At 70.3% G+C, this 16,388-nt stretch carries 11 protein-coding genes; 5 read left to right on the top strand and 6 right to left on the bottom strand.

The window, feature by feature from the left end; translation table 11 throughout:
* Positions 1–171 precede the first annotated feature (171 nt).
* The 3 genes from SLW55_RS08085 to SLW55_RS08075 all read right to left on the bottom strand — a co-directional run bounded on the left by SLW55_RS08085 (position 172) and on the right by SLW55_RS08075 (position 8,622).
* Positions 172–6,096: an MBG domain-containing protein gene (locus tag SLW55_RS08085; RefSeq protein ID WP_320744932.1), complete on the bottom strand. Its 5,925-nt coding sequence runs from the start codon at positions 6,094–6,096 to the stop codon at positions 172–174.
* A gap of 13 nt (positions 6,097–6,109) precedes the next feature.
* Positions 6,110–7,759, bottom strand: coding sequence for a ShlB/FhaC/HecB family hemolysin secretion/activation protein (locus SLW55_RS08080; RefSeq protein ID WP_320744931.1), 1,650 nt, complete (start codon positions 7,757–7,759; stop codon positions 6,110–6,112).
* A gap of 320 nt (positions 7,760–8,079) precedes the next feature.
* Positions 8,080–8,622: an O-acetyl-ADP-ribose deacetylase gene (locus SLW55_RS08075; protein ID WP_152181057.1), complete on the bottom strand. Its 543-nt coding sequence runs from the start codon at positions 8,620–8,622 to the stop codon at positions 8,080–8,082.
* Between the two features lie 126 nt (positions 8,623–8,748).
* Here SLW55_RS08075 and SLW55_RS08070 point away from each other — a divergent pair, with 126 nt between their 5' ends.
* Positions 8,749–9,246: a hypothetical protein gene (locus tag SLW55_RS08070; protein WP_320744930.1), complete on the top strand. Its 498-nt coding sequence runs from the start codon at positions 8,749–8,751 to the stop codon at positions 9,244–9,246.
* A 22-nt stretch (positions 9,247–9,268) separates the two neighbouring features.
* Here SLW55_RS08070 and SLW55_RS08065 read toward each other — a convergent pair whose 3' ends face one another.
* Positions 9,269–9,784 (bottom strand): isoprenylcysteine carboxylmethyltransferase family protein, encoded by a 516-nt coding sequence (locus SLW55_RS08065; protein WP_267092709.1) that lies wholly within the window; start codon positions 9,782–9,784, stop codon positions 9,269–9,271.
* 254 nt (positions 9,785–10,038) lie between these two features.
* Here SLW55_RS08065 and SLW55_RS08060 point away from each other — a divergent pair, with 254 nt between their 5' ends.
* Positions 10,039–11,139, top strand: coding sequence for a nucleoside hydrolase (locus tag SLW55_RS08060; protein WP_320744929.1), 1,101 nt, complete (start codon positions 10,039–10,041; stop codon positions 11,137–11,139).
* A 119-nt stretch (positions 11,140–11,258) separates the two neighbouring features.
* Positions 11,259–11,645 (top strand): tetratricopeptide repeat protein, encoded by a 387-nt coding sequence (locus tag SLW55_RS08055; protein WP_152239952.1) that lies wholly within the window; start codon positions 11,259–11,261, stop codon positions 11,643–11,645.
* 36 nt (positions 11,646–11,681) lie between these two features.
* Here the strand turns inward: SLW55_RS08055 and cysK are convergent, their stop codons facing one another.
* Both cysK and cobA read right to left on the bottom strand, forming a co-directional pair.
* Positions 11,682–12,641, bottom strand: a complete 960-nt coding sequence (gene cysK, locus SLW55_RS08050; RefSeq protein ID WP_017908608.1) for a cysteine synthase A — start codon at positions 12,639–12,641, stop codon at positions 11,682–11,684.
* A 29-nt stretch (positions 12,642–12,670) separates the two neighbouring features.
* Positions 12,671–13,861, bottom strand: coding sequence for a uroporphyrinogen-III C-methyltransferase (gene cobA, locus SLW55_RS08045; RefSeq protein WP_267083747.1), 1,191 nt, complete (start codon positions 13,859–13,861; stop codon positions 12,671–12,673).
* A gap of 167 nt (positions 13,862–14,028) precedes the next feature.
* Between cobA and SLW55_RS08040 the strand changes: the two genes are divergently transcribed.
* Together SLW55_RS08040 and SLW55_RS08035 are read left to right on the top strand one after the other, a co-directional pair.
* Complete coding sequence (locus SLW55_RS08040) at positions 14,029–15,012, top strand: LysR family transcriptional regulator (RefSeq protein WP_017916788.1); 984 nt, start codon at positions 14,029–14,031, stop codon at positions 15,010–15,012.
* Between the two features lie 317 nt (positions 15,013–15,329).
* A complete protein-coding gene (locus SLW55_RS08035; protein ID WP_017908488.1) occupies positions 15,330–15,917 on the top strand; it encodes a phospholipid scramblase-related protein in 588 nt (195 codons plus the stop codon).
* Positions 15,918–16,388: the final 471 nt, after the last annotated feature.

The raw sequence follows: 16,388 nt of genomic DNA, 5'->3' as shown, positions 1-16,388 counted from the left end.
TCCCGACGCACGCTCTGCGCCAACAGCAAAAACAATCGGGCGCGGCGGCGACCGATCGCCGCGCGTTCGTGCAGAGAGCCCGGTGCCGATTCGTGTGCCGGCGAGGGCCGTGACGAAAGCGGTGCCATGACCCGACGACACCGCCGCGCGGTGTCGTCAGGTCATTCCCGGCTACTGCCGGATGATGCAGCTGTCCGCGGAGGCGTTGGACGCGCCCGGGCTGCAGGCGACCGCCGGGGCGCGGATGCCGCCGTCGACGATCAGGATCGAGTCGGTGGCGGCCGTCACGGTGCCGCTGCTGCCGCCGTGTGCCGCGGCCGCCAGTTGCCTGGCCGTCTCGTCGGCCTTTTGCGGACTGGTCTCTGTCGTGCTGCCGGCATCGCTGGTCACCGTGGCGGCGGCGACCGAGGTGTTGATCGCCTGCACGGTGGTGGTGGGCAACTGGACAGCGGCGCCGCCGCCATCGCCGCTGCCGGCGACCACGTTCAACAGGCCATCGACGTAGCTGATGGTGTAGTTGGACAGCCCTGCGCCGGTGGCGCCGGATGCGGTGATGGCGTAGTTGCCGACCGCAGCGCCGCTGCCTGCACCGGCACTGTTCAGGGCGACGCCGGAGACGGTGTCGCGGTTGAGCAGGCCGGAGACACGGTAGCCGGTGAGGGTGGCGGTGCTGCCGACGGTCTTGCTGGCATCGCTGGCGACGATGCGCAAGGTGGCCGGATCGACGCGCAGGCTGCCGTCGACGTAGTTGACGACGTAATTGGACAGCCCTGCGCCGGTCGCGCCGGAGGCGGTGATGGCGTAGTTGCCGACCGCGGCGCCGGCACCGGCGCCGGCGCTACCCAGGGCGACGCCGGAGACGGTGTCGCCGTTGAGCAGGCCCGAAACGCTGTAGCCGCTGAGGTTGACGGTGCCGCCATAGATCTTGTTGGCGTCGTTGGCGACGATGCGCAGGGTGGCCGGATCGACGCGGAGGCTGCCATCGACATAGGTCACGACGTAATTGGACAGCCCGGCGCCGGTCGCGCCGGAGGCGGTGATGGCGTAGTTGCCGACCGCGGCGCCGGCACCGGCGCCGGCGCTGCCCAGGGCGACGCCGGAGACGGTGTCGCCGTTGAGCAGGCCCGAAACGCTGTAGCCGCTGAGGTTGACGGTGCCGCCGTAGGTCTTGTTGGCGTCGTTGGCGACGATGCGCAGCGTCGCCGGATCGACGCGCAGGCTGCCGTCGACGTAGTTGACGACGTAGTTGGACAGCCCGGCGCCGGTCGCCCCGGAGGCGGTGACGGCATAGTTGCCCACTGCGGCGCCGCTACCGGCGCCCGCGCTGCTCAGCGCGACCGCGGAGACGCTGTCGCTGCCGATCAGACCGGAAACGCGGTAGCCGCTGAGGTTGAGGGTGCTGCCGTAGGTCTTGGAGCCCGAGGTCGCCGTCACCGTCAGCGTCGCCGGGGTGATGGCGATGCCGCCGGAGACCATGTAGCCGATGTCGTAGCCCTGCTGCGAGGACGCCAGGCCACCGATCTGCAGCATGCCGTTGCCGGTGGTGTAGCTGCCGACGCCATTGCCTGCGGTCGCGTAGCGCAGCGACGATCCGAACAGCAGGCTGGGGTTGAAGGCGCCGCCGGCCGTGTAGGACGAGATCGTGCCGCTGACACCGTTGCCGTCGTAGGTCTTGTCGAGCCCGGAGAGGCTGGTGCTGATCGTCAACGGGGTCAGGAAGCTGCGCAGCAGCGGCGTGCCCATGTGTTCGTACAGGCGCCAGGTCTGGCCGGTGCCGCCGCGGTTGTCGATCGCCCAGCCGGCATCGGTGAAGGTGGACAGCGTGTTCAACGCGCTCCAGGACCTGCCGCCGCTGATCGCATCGATGCTGCCGGTGTTGCTGCCCGCCAAGCGCAGGCCGGCGTTGATCGGATTACCGCCGATGTCGGTGGCGAAGAAGCTGGCGTTGATCGTGCCACTGTTGGTGCCGACCAGGCCGCCGACGGCGTTGCTGCCGCCTATGTCGCCGATGGCGTAGCTGGCGTTGATGATGCCGCCATCGTTATAGCCGACCAGACCGCCGAGATACTCGGTGCCGATCACGCCACGGCCGCCGGCATAGGCCGCGTTGATGGTGCCGGTCAGGTTGTAACCGACCAGGCCGCCCGCATACTCGGTGGCGGCGATGAAACCAGTGGCATAGACACGGGCCAGGCTGCCTCGTGAGTTGTACCCGACCAGCCCGCCGATGTACGACGTGCCGGAAACATCGCCGACGGCGTAAGCGTCGCTGAGGCTTGTGCTGAAGAGGTTACCGACCAGTCCGCCGACATAGTTGACTCCCGATGCGCCACCGGTCGCGTGCGCGTTCGTGATGGTCCCCCTGTTCGCCACTCCGATCAGCCCGCCGACGTAGTTCGAGCCGGAGACGCTCCCGCTGGCCTGCACATTGGTGAGGGTAGCGGTGGACGCCTGGCCTAGCAGACCGCCCGCATGCGTGGTGGTCGCGGTGACGTTGCCGCTGGCCGAGGCGTTCTGGATCTGGCTCTGATTGGCGTTGCCGATCAGCCCGCCGACATGGTCGCCGCTGGCGGTGCTGGTGCTGGTCGCGCTGCCGCTGGCCTGCACGTTGCTGTAGTTGCCCTGGTAGTCGTTGCCGACCAGGCCGCCGACACTGCTGCCGCCGGAGACCGTGCTCGACGAGGACGACGCGTTGATCGTGCCGCCAGCGTTGCTGCCGATCAGTCCGCCGACGTAGTTGCCGCTGTAGGGGCCGCCGCTGCCGACCACGCTGCCGCTGGTCTGCGCGCCGGTGATCGTCCCGGCGTTGTTGTAGCCGGTGAGGCCGCCGATGAAGTTGCCGGTGCCGTTCATGGTGCCGGTGACGCGGATGCCGCTGAGCGTGCCGGCATTGAAGCCGGCGACGCCGCCCACGTAGGCAGTGCCGGTGACGGTGGCGCCGGTCAGGGCGAGGTTGACGATCCGGCTGGCAGCGCCGGTGTTGCCGAACAGGCCGACGTAGGACGTGCCGCCGCGGGCGATGGTCAGCCCGGAGATCGCGCGGCTCGCGCCGTCGAGGCTGCCGGTGAAGGCGTTGTTGCTGTCGCCGACCGGGCTGAAGCCGGCGCTGCTCCACATGCCGCTGGCGTTGCTGCCGGCGGTCTGGCTGGCGTCGATGTCGGCCGACAGGCTGTAGTTGGCCGCCAGGTTGTACGCCATCAGTTGCAACTGGTGTGCGTTGCCGATGGTGGTGCTGTACTCGCTGGCCAGGAACGGGCGCGTCTGCCCCTCGATCATGATCCAGGCCGGACTGCCGACGCCATCGCTGGCGACGTAGACGTTGCTGGTGCCGGCGAGCAACGCCCAGGTACCGAGATTGCCGTAGGTGCTGTGGCTGTAACGGTTGTTGCTGCCGAAGCTGGTCAGATTGGTGGCGCTGCCGCCGCCCCCGCTGCTGATGGCATTGGCCTGGCCGGTGCTGTCGACGTCCCACGACGCATTGCTGACGCTGCCCGAATTGGCGCCGATCAGTCCGCCCACGTTGTTGTTGTTGGTGCTGATGACGGCACCCGTGGCGTAGCTGTTGCTGACGCTGCTGGAGCTGACGCTGGCACCACCCGCGTTATTGACGCCCACGAGCCCGCCCACCGAGGCCGTTGCGGTGACGCTGCCGGTGGCGTAGGTGTTGGCGATGGTGCTCTGGTAGTTCATGCCGACCAGCCCGCCGACCGTGGAGCTGGTGCCGATCACGCTGCCGCTGGCGTAGCTGTTCTTGATCGAGCCGGCGTTCTGGTTGGTTCCGACCAGGCCGCCGACATAGTCGGTGCCGCTCACGTTGCTGGTGGAATACGTGTTGGTCAGGCTGCCGCCGTCGTTGTAGCCGACCAGGCCGCCGGTGTTGGAGGAACTGCCGGTCACGCTGCCGGTGCTGTGGGTGTTGCGGATCGTGCCGCTGACGTTGTTGCCCGCCACGCCGCCGACGGCGCTCTGCCCGTTGACGCTGCCGGCGAACGCGCTGTTGTCGATCAAGCCCAGGTTGTAGCCGGCCAATCCGCCGACGCCGCCGGAGCTCCCGGTCACACTGCCGTCGACGGTGACGTTCTTGATCGCGCCCTGGCCGTAGCCGACCAGGCCACCGACGTAATAGCCGCCGGAGATGGAGACGTTGCCCAGATGCACATCGCGGATGAGGCTGTTGCTGCTGGTGGTGCCGAACAGGCCGACGTAGCCGCTGGCGCCGGAGATGGTCAGGTTGTTGATGCTGTGGCCCAGGCCGGCCAGCTTGCTCTGGAAGGAGGAGACCAGGGCGCTGCTGCGGGTGACGCCGGCCAGGTCGATGTCCTGGGCCAACGCATAGGCGCCGGGGCTGTTGAAATAGGTGGCCGCGTCGGCCAGCGAGTGGATCAGCGTGTACGCCTGCCCGTTGATCGCCAGGCTGGCGTGCGCGCCGCCGAGCGAGACGGGGGTGTTGACGTAGTAGTCGCCCGTGCCGCCGACGGTGCCGTTGTCGGTGTAGCCGCCGTAGTTCAGCACCAGGCCGGCCGTGTTGCCGGTGGCGGTGACGGCGGCATTGAGATAGATGCTGTGGTAGGCGTCCAGGGTCAGCGTGGAGTTGCCGCTCCAGCCGATCGCCGCATTGACGTTGATGTCGCCGCTGCCGTTGCTCACGGTGCCCGGGCCGCTGGCGTTGGTGCTGGAGGTGAGCAGGGTGACGTTGGTGCCGCCGTTCAACGCGCCGCTGATGGTGCTGGCGGCCGCGCTGTCCACGGTCAGGTCTTCCGGGTCGACCAGCCAGGTGCCGGCGCTGCCGGGGCCGGCGCCCTTGGCGCCGACCGTGATGCCGGAGAAGTCGACGGTGTGGCCGCTGGTTTCGAGCAGGCCGCCGCTGCCGCTGCCGGCCGCGTTGGCGCGCAGCGCGCCATGCACCGCGGTGTGGCCGTCGGACCAGACCACGATGGAGCCGCCGTTGCCCTGGCCGGTCGCGCTGGCATCGAGCAGCGCGCCGTCGGCGACCGTGGCCGCACTGGCGTGTTGCAACTGTTCGCCGCCCTGGTAGCCGCCGCCGATGCGCACGCTGCCGCCGGCCGCGGTGCCGCTGGCGTCGATGCGGCCAGCGACGTTCACCGCGCCATCGGACAGCAGCTGCACGCTGCCGCCGTGGGTGCCGGAGACATCGATGCGGCCGCTGCTGGCCACGTCGCCGCCGCTGCCGACCAGGCGCACGCTGCCGCCGGAGGTGTCGATGCCGGTGGCTTCGAGCGCGCCGGTGTTGTTGACCAGCAACTGCGACAGCCCGGTGCTGCCGGCCTGCAGCAGGATCTGCCCGCCATTGGCGCGCAGCGTGCCGCTGTTCTCCACCGCCGCCGCCGCGCCGTCCATCGACTGGCTGGCCGCCGCGACCATCTGCATGCCGATCGCGCCGGCCGCGTCCATGGTCACCTTGACCTGATCGGCGGAGAGCAGGCGGATGGCGCCGCCGTCGGCGCTGATGCTGCCGCGGTTGGCGACATGGTTGCCGACGAGATTGACCGAGCCGCCGTTGCCGGCGCGGATGCTGCCCTGGTTGACCACGCTGGCGGCGCCATGGTCGCCCCGCGCGAGCAGGTAGCCGTTGTCGTCGTCGCCGGCCATGCCCAGCGAACTGGCGACCAGGCCGCCGACGTTCACCTGCGCGTGGTTGCCGAACAGGATGCCGGCGGAGTTGATCAGGAACACATTGCCGTTGGCGCGCAGGCTGCCGTCGATGACGCTGGCGCCGCGGCTGGCGTCGATCAGGTTGAGCGCCACCGCCGAGCTGGACGGCTGCACGAACACCACGCTGGCGTCCTTGCCGACATTGAAGCTGTTCCAGTTCAGCACCGCCTTGGCCGCGTTCTGGTCGATCTGCAGCGTGCCGCCGTTCTGCGACACGGTGGCGCCGGTGGCGCTGGACAGCGACGGCACGCCGCTGGCGTGGGCCGGCGCGGCCAACGCACAGGCCAGGGCGAAGGGCAGCAGCGGCGCGGCCAGGCGCGCCGCGCCGGTGCCGGTGGCGCCGGCGTGGCCGGTGGCGACTTCGGAGGCGACCTGGAGCACGCCGAGGTGGCGGTTGAAGACGAGGCGGTAGATGCGGTTCATGGAGATCCCCAGGTCAGAAGGTCAGGCCGAAGCGCGCCCAGTAGCGCACATCCTTGCCGTCGCCCGGCTTGGTGGTGCCGGTGGGCTTGGCCGCGGCCAGATCGAACGAGAGTCCGTGCCAGTCGGGCAGCCGGAAGCTGAGGCCGACGCCGGCGCCCTCGAAGGTGGTGACGCTGTCGTACACCGCGCGGTTGGCGCCGTTCGGGTAGACCCGGCCGTAGTCGTAGAACACGCTGGCGGTCAGCAGCTGACCCCAGGCGCGGCCGCCGAACGGCGAGGCGGCGCTGGCGAAGCCTGGTGCGTCCACCTGGTACTCCAGGCCGGAGTCGAAGCCGCGGTCGCCGAGCGCGGCGCCGAGCGGGAAGGCGCGCACGCTGGTCGGTCCGCCCAGCGAGAACTGCTCCAGCGGGGTCAGGGTGTCGTCGCTGTACTGGCCGTTGACCCGCAACTGCAGGCGCTGCGTGGCGGTCAGCCCCTGCAGCCGGGTGTAGCTCAGGCGCGCGACGGTGAAGTGGCGGTCGTGGCGGGCGTACAGGTAATCGGTCTGCGGCGAATCGTCGTCGAGCGCGCCGCGCACGCTGAGCTGCAGCAGGTCGATGGCGTGGAGCCGGCGGTCGTCGTGGCGCACGCTGGTGCCGAGTTCGGCCACGTCGAATTTCTGCTTGGACAGCAGCACGCCCAGGCCCTGCAGGCGCGAGCTTTCCTTGACCAGGTGCAGCCAGCTCTGCACGCGCCAGGCATCGGAATTGACGAACTTCCAGTCCAGGCCCAGCGCGCTCTGCTGGGTCGGGCCCTGGATATCGAGCGCGGCGAACGCGCCGTTGTCGAGGTTGACCACGCTGCGCGTGTAGGACGCGCTGGCGCTGAGGCCGTCGACGCCGGCGATCGGCACCTGGTAGGCGAGGCTGCCCTGCCAGGTATTGGCCGGATCCAGCGCATAGGCATAGCTGGCCGACAGGTGGTCGCCCAGACCGAGCGGGTTGTTCCAGTCCACGCCGAGCTGCGCGCGGTAGCGGCCGATGCTCGGGGTGCCGTAGTTGCTGGCGCCGACGCTGACCTGCAGCGGGCGCTCCTCGCTGGCCTGGATCACCACGTCGGTCTCGCCGGGGTTGGCGCCGGGCTTGAGCACGGAGGTGGCGGACACGCCCGGCAGGTCGCGGGTGTACAGCAGCGCCGACTGCAGATCCTGCTGGCGCAGGATCTGGCCCTGCAGGGCCAGGGCAGGGCTGGCGATCAGGCGGTCGTCGTAGCGGCGCGTGCCCTCGACGGTGATCTTGCCGACCCGGCCTTCGACCACGCGGATCTCGACCACCTGGTCCAGCCCCAGGGTCTGCACCGGCAGATATGCCCGGGCGACCAGGAAGCCGGCCTGGCGGTAGGCCTGGGTCAGCGTGTCGGCGATCTGCTGCAGTTGCGCGAAGCTGAGCTGGGCCGGCAGCGTGCCGCCGCCGAGTGCGCGCAGGCGCGCGTCGGCCAGCGCCTGCAGGCGCGCCGGATCGATCTGCTCGCGCGGATGGTCGCCGACCCCGGTGACGCGGATCGCCTGTACCTCGATCGGCGCCGCGGCGTCGGTGGTGCCGGTGCCGGTGGCCGGGGCGGCCTCCTGGGCCAGTGCCGTCGCGCAGGTCAGCGTCAAGGCCAGGCCGGCGGCCCACGGAAGCACGAACAGAGCATTCGCCAGCGTACTCGGACGCGGACGGCAAGAAATCGTCATGATGTTAAGGTGGCGTTAGGGTTGAGGCTCGCGCAATGTAGCCTTCCCACCGCCGATCAATCTGAGCGAATCTGAGCGCGCGATCACTCTTTGCGCGGTCCCCTGACACGGTGTCGGGATAATCCCCACAGCACGCTGTGCCAGCGCCGGGCGCTGGGCGGCCGCCATCTCAGTGAATCAGGGCGTGCCTGCGCCCGGGTGGAGCGTAGGCCCTGTGGTGATTCGTCGCGGGTATATCCGCCGGGGCTGCCAGCGTCCGGGTCGGCCGCTCAGGCTGCAGTGGCGCACTGCGCGTCGCGCAGTGCCTGCCGGTACGCCTTGGCGGTGGCGTCGTTGTAGGCCACCAGGATGATCCGCTTGGGCACCGCATGCGCGCGCTGCCATGCGTCGGTCTCGGCCACCGCGATACGCGCGGCCTGGTGCAGCGGGTAGCCGTAGACGCCGCAGCTGATCGCCGGGAACGCCACCGAGTGCAGGCCCATCTGTTCGGCCATGCGCAGGGCGCGCCAGTAGCAGTTGGCCAGCAGGGCCGGTTCGTTGTGGGCGCCGTCGCGCCACACCGGACCGACGGTATGCAGCACATGCCGCGCCTTGAGCTGGTGGCCCGCAGTGGCGCGCACCTCGCCGACCGGGCAGCGTACGCCCGGCTTGAGTTCCGGCAGGCGCCGGCATTCTTCCAGCAATTCCGGGCCGGCGGCACGGTGGATGGCGCCGTCCACGCCGCCACCACCGAGCAGGGACTCGTTGGCGGCGTTGACGATCGCGTCCACGTCGAGCTGGGTGATGTCGCCTTGCCAGATTTCGATCTTCATGCGCCGATCTTTAGGGGAGCCGAATGATGGATGCGTGAGGGTGTCGCCACCCGCCGCCGCGCGCTGCCACGGCCGCTTAACCGGCCAGCGGCAAGACTGACGCGCCCCCATCTCAGCACCTGCGACATGAACCCGAACCCGCCGCCGCCACAGGTCGCCGATGCCCTCGCGCAGGGCCAGATCATCAAGGCGATCAAGCTGCTGCGCGCGCACAGTGGCATGGACCTGCGCAGTGCGAAGGAGCAGGTCGATGCCTGGCTGCTGGCCGGCGCGGCGCGCACGGTGACGGAGATGCTCGACCGCCACGCCTCCGGTGCGGCAGCGGGGGCGACGTCGGCGACCGGGGCGCAGGCGCCGGTAGCGACCGAGGAACGGCGCCTGCCGCCGGCGGCGGAACTGGCGCTGCGTCGCGGCGAGCGGCGCACGGCCGCCAAGCTGGTGTTCGAGCACTATCCGGACATGTCGCTGCGCGAGGCGCTGGAGATGGTGCAGCGGCATCTGCGCTTGGCGCCGACGCTGGGGGCTGCCTCGACCGTGGCCGCCGGCGACCGTGGCGGGACCTGGCGTTGGGTGCTGCTGGCGCTGTTGCTGGCTGCGGCGGCGGCCTGGTGGCTGGCGCGCTGAGGCATGCCGACGCGGCCAGTGGCTACAGCCAGCGCGCGACCTGCGCGCAGTAGCGCGCATAGGCGCTGCCGAAGCGCTCGCGCAGGCGCGCTTCCTCGTAGGGGATCACCACCCACTGCAAGGCCAGCAGCGGCAAGGGCAGCAACAGCGCCGACCACGGCCAGCCGATCTGCACGCTCAGGCCGAGGTAACTCAGGGTCAGGCTGACGTACATCGGGTTGCGGGTCAGCCGGTAGGGCCCGTGGCAGACCAGGTGCGAGGGCGCGCGCTCGGGCAGTAGGGTGGTGCGGTCGCGCGCGAACAGCACGAAGCACCAGCACGCCAGCAGCAGGCCGGCGAGCGCGACGGCGCCGCCGCCCAGTTGCAGCCAGGCCAGTGCAGCGCCCTGCGGCAACGGCAACGGCAGCGCGTGCTGCAGGCTGGCGCCGAGCAGCAGCGCCAGCAGGAAATGCACCGGCGAGGTCGTGCGCACCAGCAACGGCACGCGCACCTGCGCACGTGCGGGCGGTGGATCGGTGCGGTCGGTTCGGTCGTGCATGCAGTCCTTCCCTGGTTCGGTTGCGGCCGCGCAAGTTTACGCGGCTGCCCACGGCGTCCGCGCGCGCACGCGTCACGAATGGGCACGGGCGCGACCCGGCAGTGCCTCGTCGTGCGTGGCAGTGCGCGCAAACCCGATTACCCTAGCGCCCGTGCGGCACGTCGCAGACGCTTGCGTTCGACGTGTCGCGTCGTTCCGCGTCGATCGCACCCGACGCGCCGGTCGTTCCCCTTCCGCCACCATTGTCCCGCCTCATGCCAATCGCTTCCGCCAGCAGCACCGCCGCCCCGCGCCGCCGGGTCATCCTCGAAGACGACATCGACGGCTTCACTCCTGCGCAGCTGTTGCTGCTGCAATCGCCCGAGGTGGAGGTGCTGGGCATCTCGGTGGTCAGCGGCAACATCTGGCGCGACGAAGCGCTGGCGCATACCCGGCGCCTGCTCGAGATCGCCGGGCGTGGCGAAGTGCCGGTGCTGCCCGGCCCGGTGTTCCCGCTGCTCAACAGCGAGGTCGCCACCGAACGCTGGGAAGCGCTGTACGGCAAGTTGCTGTGGAAGGGCGCCTGGACCCGGCAGTGGGTCGAGCACGACACCGTGCAGAGCGCGCCGCGCTACCACGCGCACGACGTGGTCCCGGACCTGCCGCTGGGCAATCCCACCGTGGTGCAGGCGGCCAGCGAGCCGGCGGCGCTGTTCATGATCCGCAAGGTGCGCGAGTTCCCCGGCGAGGTCAGCATCGTCGCCACCGGGCCGTTGACCAACCTGGCCCTGGCGCAGCGGCTGGACCCCGAATTCGCAAGCCTGGCCAAGGAACTGGTGTACATGGGCGGCAGCCTCAATCCGCGGCAGCGCCGCGACAGCGTCTCGGCGGCGCAGTTCGCGCGCGAGTTCGTCAATTCGCCGCGGCGCGAATTCAACATCCGTTGGGATCCGGAGGCGGCCAGCATCGTGATGCGCGCGCCGTGGCGGCGCATGGTGATGGTGCCGGTGGATCCGTCCACCGCCACCGAACTGACCCCGCAGCTGCTGGCGCGGATGGGCGCCGCCGACACGCCGATCGGCCATGCGCTGCGCCGGCGCGAGCCGGGCTTCCCGATGTGGGACGAACTGGCCACCGCGGTGTGGCTGCGCCCGGAACTGGCCACCGTCAGCGAGACGCTGTACGTGGACACCAACACCGAGTTCGGCGCCGGCTATGGCGACATCCTGTCGTGGGCGCCGGGCTATCAGCCGGGCCTGGGCGAGCAGGCGCAGCAGGTGGTGCGCGAGGTCGACGTGGCCGCCATCGAGCAGTTGCTGGTGGAGCGCCTGACCGCGCCGCAGCCGCCGGCGCTGGGCGCGCCGCTGCCGGGTTGAGGCATGGCGCACGCGGACCTGCAGTCCGCTGCACGCCACGTCGTCCTGGTGCGCAGCGGGCTCGTCGTCCTGCCGCTCGCGTGCGGGGCAGGCGGGACGCCGGCCTGCGGTGTGCCGGCATGAGCGCATCCGTGCCCGACGACCGCCTCGCGCAGGCGAAGGCCTTGGTCATGGCAGCGTTCCGGGAGCCGCAGCGTGCCGATGCGCTGCTGGCCGAGGCCGAGACACTTGTGCGCGCCGCGGCCAGAGCGGCACCCGCCGATCCACGCCCACTCACCTGTCTGGGCGCGGTGCTGTGCGATCGCGGGCACTACCGGCGGGCAGCGGCGGCACTGCGCCGCGCCGTGCGCTTGCAGTCCGACGATCGCAGTACCTACTTCAATCTGGGCGTGGCCTTGCTCAACGTGGGCCAGCAGGCCGAAGCCATGGCCGCGTTCCGGCACGCGGCCAGCCTGCGCGCCGCGCCGATATCGTGGACGGCGTACTTCGATCCGCACGCACAATAGCGATGCCGCGCCGGTGCGGCATTGCCAGCTGCGCGCTTACGGCAGGCCGGCCAGCCAGTCGTCGTCGCTGCCTTCGTTGATGTCGGCGAACAGCGGCGTGGAGAAGTAGCGCTCGCCGGTATCCGGCAGCATCGCCAGGATCACCGCGCCGGGCGCCGCGGTCTCGGCCACGCGCAGCGCGGTGGCCACCGTGCCACCGCCGGAGATGCCGGTGAAGATGCCTTCCTCGGCGGCGAGGCGGCGCGACACCGTGATGGCGTCGGTGTCTTCCACGCTCAGCACCTCGTCGTAGACCTCGCGGTTGAGGACCTCGGGCACGAAATCCGGCGTCCAGCCCTGGATCTTGTGCGGCTTCCACTCCTGGCCCTGCAGCAGGGCCGCGCCGGCCGGTTCGGTGGCGGTGATGTGTACTTCCGGACGCGCGAGCCGCAGCACTTCGCCGACGCCGGTGAGGGTGCCGCCAGTGCCCCAGCCGCTGACGAAATGGTCGAGCCGGCGGCCTGCGAAGTCGCGCAGGATTTCCGCGGCGGTGGTGCTGCGGTGGTAGGCCGGATTGGCCGGGTTGGCGAACTGCCGGGCCAGGAACCAGCCGTGCTGCCTGGCCAGTTCCTCGGCCTTGCGCACCATGCCGCTGCCGCGCTCGGCGGCGGGGGTCAGGATCACCTTGGCGCCGTAGGCGCGCATCAGCTTGCGGCGCTCGATCGAGAAGGTCTCCACCATTGTCGCCACGAACTTGTAGCCGCGCGCGGCGGCGACCATCGCCAGGGCCACGCCGGTATTGCCGGAGGTCGCTTCGACGATGGTGTCGCCGGGCTTGAGCAGGCCGCGCGCCTCGGCGTCGAGCACGATCGCCAGGGCCAGGCGGTCCTTGACCGAGCCGCCGGGATTGAAGGCTTCGACCTTGACGTACAGGTCCACGTGCGCCGGCGCCAGCCGCTGCAGCTTGACGATCGGGGTGTGGCCGATGGTGTCGAGGATGTTGTCGTAGATGGCCATGGGCAAGGTCTCCGGGAATGGGGGGCGGGTCAGGCGGCGTGGGCCAGGGTAGGCGCCGCCTGCTTCGGGGAAGGTGAGGGCAGCGCGTGCAGCGGTGCGGCGCCGAACCAGTGCAGGGTGTCGGCCAGCGCTGCCACCTCGCCGAGGATCAGCAGCGCCGGCGCACGCACCGCATGCGCGCGGGCGGTATCGGGCAGGTCGGCGAGGGTGCCGCGCACCACCCGCTGCTCGGCACGCGAGCCGTTTTCCACCAGCGCAAACGGCGTGCCGGCGGCGCGGCCGGCGGCGAGCAGGCGCGTGCGCACCGTGTCCAGGCCGGCCACGCCCATGTACACCGCCAGGGTCTGCCGCTCCTGCGCCAGCGCGGCCCAGTCCAGGGTGTCCAGCGAGGCCTTGCAGTGTGCGGTGACCAGGCGCAGCGATTGTGCGTGGTCGCGATGGGTCAGCGGGATGCCGGCATAGGCGGCGCAGGCCAGCGCGGCGGTGATGCCGGGCACCACCGCGTAGTCCACGCCGTGCGCGCGCAGGTATTCCAGTTCCTCGCCACCGCGGCCGAACACGAACGGGTCGCCGCCCTTCAGCCGCACCACCCGGCGTCCGCGCCGCGCGTGTTCCAGCAGCAAGGCATGGATCTGCTCCTGCGCCACGCTATGGCCGTCGGCCGATTTGCCGACGGCGATGCGCTCGGTGCCGGCCGGCACGAGCTGCAGGATCGCGGCGCTGACCAGGCGGTCGTGCAGGACCACGTCGGCCTGGCGCAGGGCGTGCAGCGCGTGGCCGGTGAGCAGGCCGGGATCGCCGGGCCCGGCGCCGACCAGGGTCACGCTGCCCGGGCGCAGCGGCAGCGTCTGCTGTGCGGCGGTCTCGGCGGCAGCGGCATTGGCCGCGGATGCCGGCTCGGCCGGCACGGCTTGCGCCAGCACCCGCCGTGCGGCCGCGGCCTGCAGCGCCTGGCGGTTGGCCATGGTGTCCTCGCTTGCGGCGATCAGGTACCAGACGCTGTTCAGCCAGGCGCTGTCGAAGGCGCCTTGCAGCCAGACCAGCCGTCCCTGCGCGGCCAGCGCATGCAAGCCCGGGGTCAGGGTCGGCGCGGCCACCCGTGGCAGGGCGCCGGCGGCGAGCAGTGCCTGCAGCTGGCGCTCGGCGGCCGCGCCGCCGCCGATCACCAGCACGGCCCGGTCGCGCAGGTCCGGATACAGGGCAATCGGGGCAGGGCTCACAGGGACGGCTCGCAACGCATGGCAGGCGGGAGCGACGACCGTAGCGCCGGCTCATAGCCCCAGGAAATGACTTCATGCCCAAGGCAGATAGCTTTCGGTTATAAGGTGAAAGGCCGAATTCCACTACAGTCGAGCGTCCCGCCTGGCGGCGCCTCGCCCTCGTCCCGATGACGCTGACCCAACTCCGCTACCTCGTCGCCATTGCCGATGCCGATCTGAACATCACCCTGGCGGCGGCGCGCGTGCACGCCACCCAGCCGGGGCTGTCCAAGCAGCTCAAGCAACTGGAGGACGAACTGGGCTTCCTGTTGTTCGTTCGCAAGGGCCGCAGTCTGGAGACGGTGACTCCGGCCGGGCGCGAGGTGATCGAGCGCGCGCGCGCGGTGCTGGCCGAGGCCAACAACATCCGCACCTACGCCGCCAACCAGCGCCGCGAGAGCCAGGGCCAGCTGACCCTCACCACCACCCACACCCAGGCGCGCTTCGTGCTGCCGCCGGCGGTGGCGCAGATCAAACAGGCCTATCCGCAGGTCAGCGTGCATCTGCAGCAGGCCGCCGAGAGCGCGGCGCTGGACCTGCTCAGCCAGGGCGACGCCGACATCGCCATCGTCAGCACCGCCGGTAGCGCGCCGGCGGCGGGCATCGCGGTACCGCTGTACCGCTGGCGGCGGCTGGTGCTGGTGCCGCGCGGGCATGCGTTGGACGTGCCCAGGCGGGTGCCGGACATGGCCGCGTTGGCGGCGCAGCCGCTGATCAGCTACGAATCCTCGACCCGCGCCGGCTCTTCGCTGCAGCGCGCCTTCGGCCGGCTCGGACTGGAGCCGCGGATCGCGTTGACCGCGCTCGACGCGGACCTGATCAAGACCTACGTGCGCACCGGTCTCGGTGTGGGGTTGCTGGCGGAGATGGCGGTGAGCGCCAACGACACCGATCTGCGCGCGTGGCCGGCGCCGCCGGAGATTCCCGACTGCATCGCCTGGGCGGTGCTGCCGCGCGACCGCGTGCTGCGCGACTACGCGCTGGAGCTGGTGCACGTGCTGGCGCCGCAGATCGACACCCGCGACCTGCGCCGGGTGATGGAAGGCAACCAGCAGCCGGATTGGCCGGCGCCGCCGAGCTGGGAAGATCTGACTCAGACCATTACCAGCTAGAAGCCGGGAATGGGGAATCGGGACTGGGGAATCGCGACAGCGGCGTCCTTTGATCGATACGGCGATTGGCTTCGGACAGACGTCTGGGCAAAAGAAGTAAGGGCAACGGCGTCGCGGCCTGCACTGGAATGAAGACCCCGCACCGGCGTGGCTGCCTGCCGTGCGCGTTGCCGCAGCGCGAGCCGCCGCCTATCATGCGGCCCCTTCTGCCACCCGGCAGACCGCGACCCTGGGCGTGCCGGCGGCTGTCGGTACCACGCCGCCGCTGTGCGGCCGCCGCCCAGGGCGCGTCGACTTTCCCAACGCAAGGACGCCCGATGCATCCTGTTCTTCAGCACAACCTGTTCTTCGTCAAGGAACAGGTCGGCATGTTCAAGGCCGCCAACAACTACGACGTGTTCGATCCGCACAGCAACCGCAAGCTGCTGGAATGCCGCGAGCCGAACCTGGGCGTGTTCACCAAGATCTTCCGGTTCACCGACTACAAGCGCATGACCCCGTTCCAGGTGGAAGTGCGTACTCCGGATGGGCAGAAGGTGCTGACGGTCAAGCGCGGCTTCTCGCTGTTCCTGTCCAAGGTCGAGGTGCTGGACGAGCGCGATCGGCTGGTCGGTTCCTTCAGCCAGAAGTTCTTCTCCATCGGCGGCAAGTTCGACGTGCTCGATGCCCAGGGCGCGCCGGTGTGCACCCTGCGCGGCAAGTGGACCAGCTGGGATTTCCGCTTCGTGCAGGGCGAGCGCGAACTGGCCCAGGTCTCGAAGAAGTGGGCCGGGCTGGGCAAGGAACTGTTCACCAGCGCCGACAACTACATGCTGTCGATCGCCGAGAGCCTGCCGGCCGAGGATCCGCGGCGGATCCTGATCATGGCGGCGGTGCTGTGCATCGATATGGTGTTGAAGGAGTGACTTTGAAGCCGGGATTGGGGAATCGCGGTGAAGCCGGGAATGGGGAATCGGGAGTGGGGAATCGCAAAAGCGGGATTCCCGCGGCGGCGGCTCCCCGGCCCCTCACACTGAGCGGCCGTGGCCATTGTGGGAGGGACTTCAGTCCCGACTGCAGGCTGCCGGAAGACCTCAGTACCTCACTGTTCCCTGCCAAGCCTTAGCGACTCAACGCTGCGCGGCTGCGCTTGACATCTTCCTTCTCCCCCGGGAGAAGGTGCCCCGAAGGGGCGGATGAGGGTACGGGCGCCAGTGCCAGTACCCGCGCTCAGCCCAGCGCAGCGCAGCGCAGCGCAGTTCAGGCGTCTCACACTGAGCGGCCGTGGCCATTGTGGGAGGGACTTCAGTCCCGACTGCAGGCTGCCGGAAGACCTTGGTACCTCACTGGTCCCTGCCGAGCCCTGGTCACTCAACGCTGCGCGGCTGCGCTTGACA

It is taken from the genome of Xanthomonas sp. LF06-19 (genome assembly GCF_034105425.1).
In the GTDB taxonomy this organism is placed as follows: Bacteria; Pseudomonadota; Gammaproteobacteria; order Xanthomonadales; family Xanthomonadaceae; genus Xanthomonas_A; species Xanthomonas_A sontii.
This window is presented reverse-complemented; position numbering and strand designations above follow the sequence as displayed.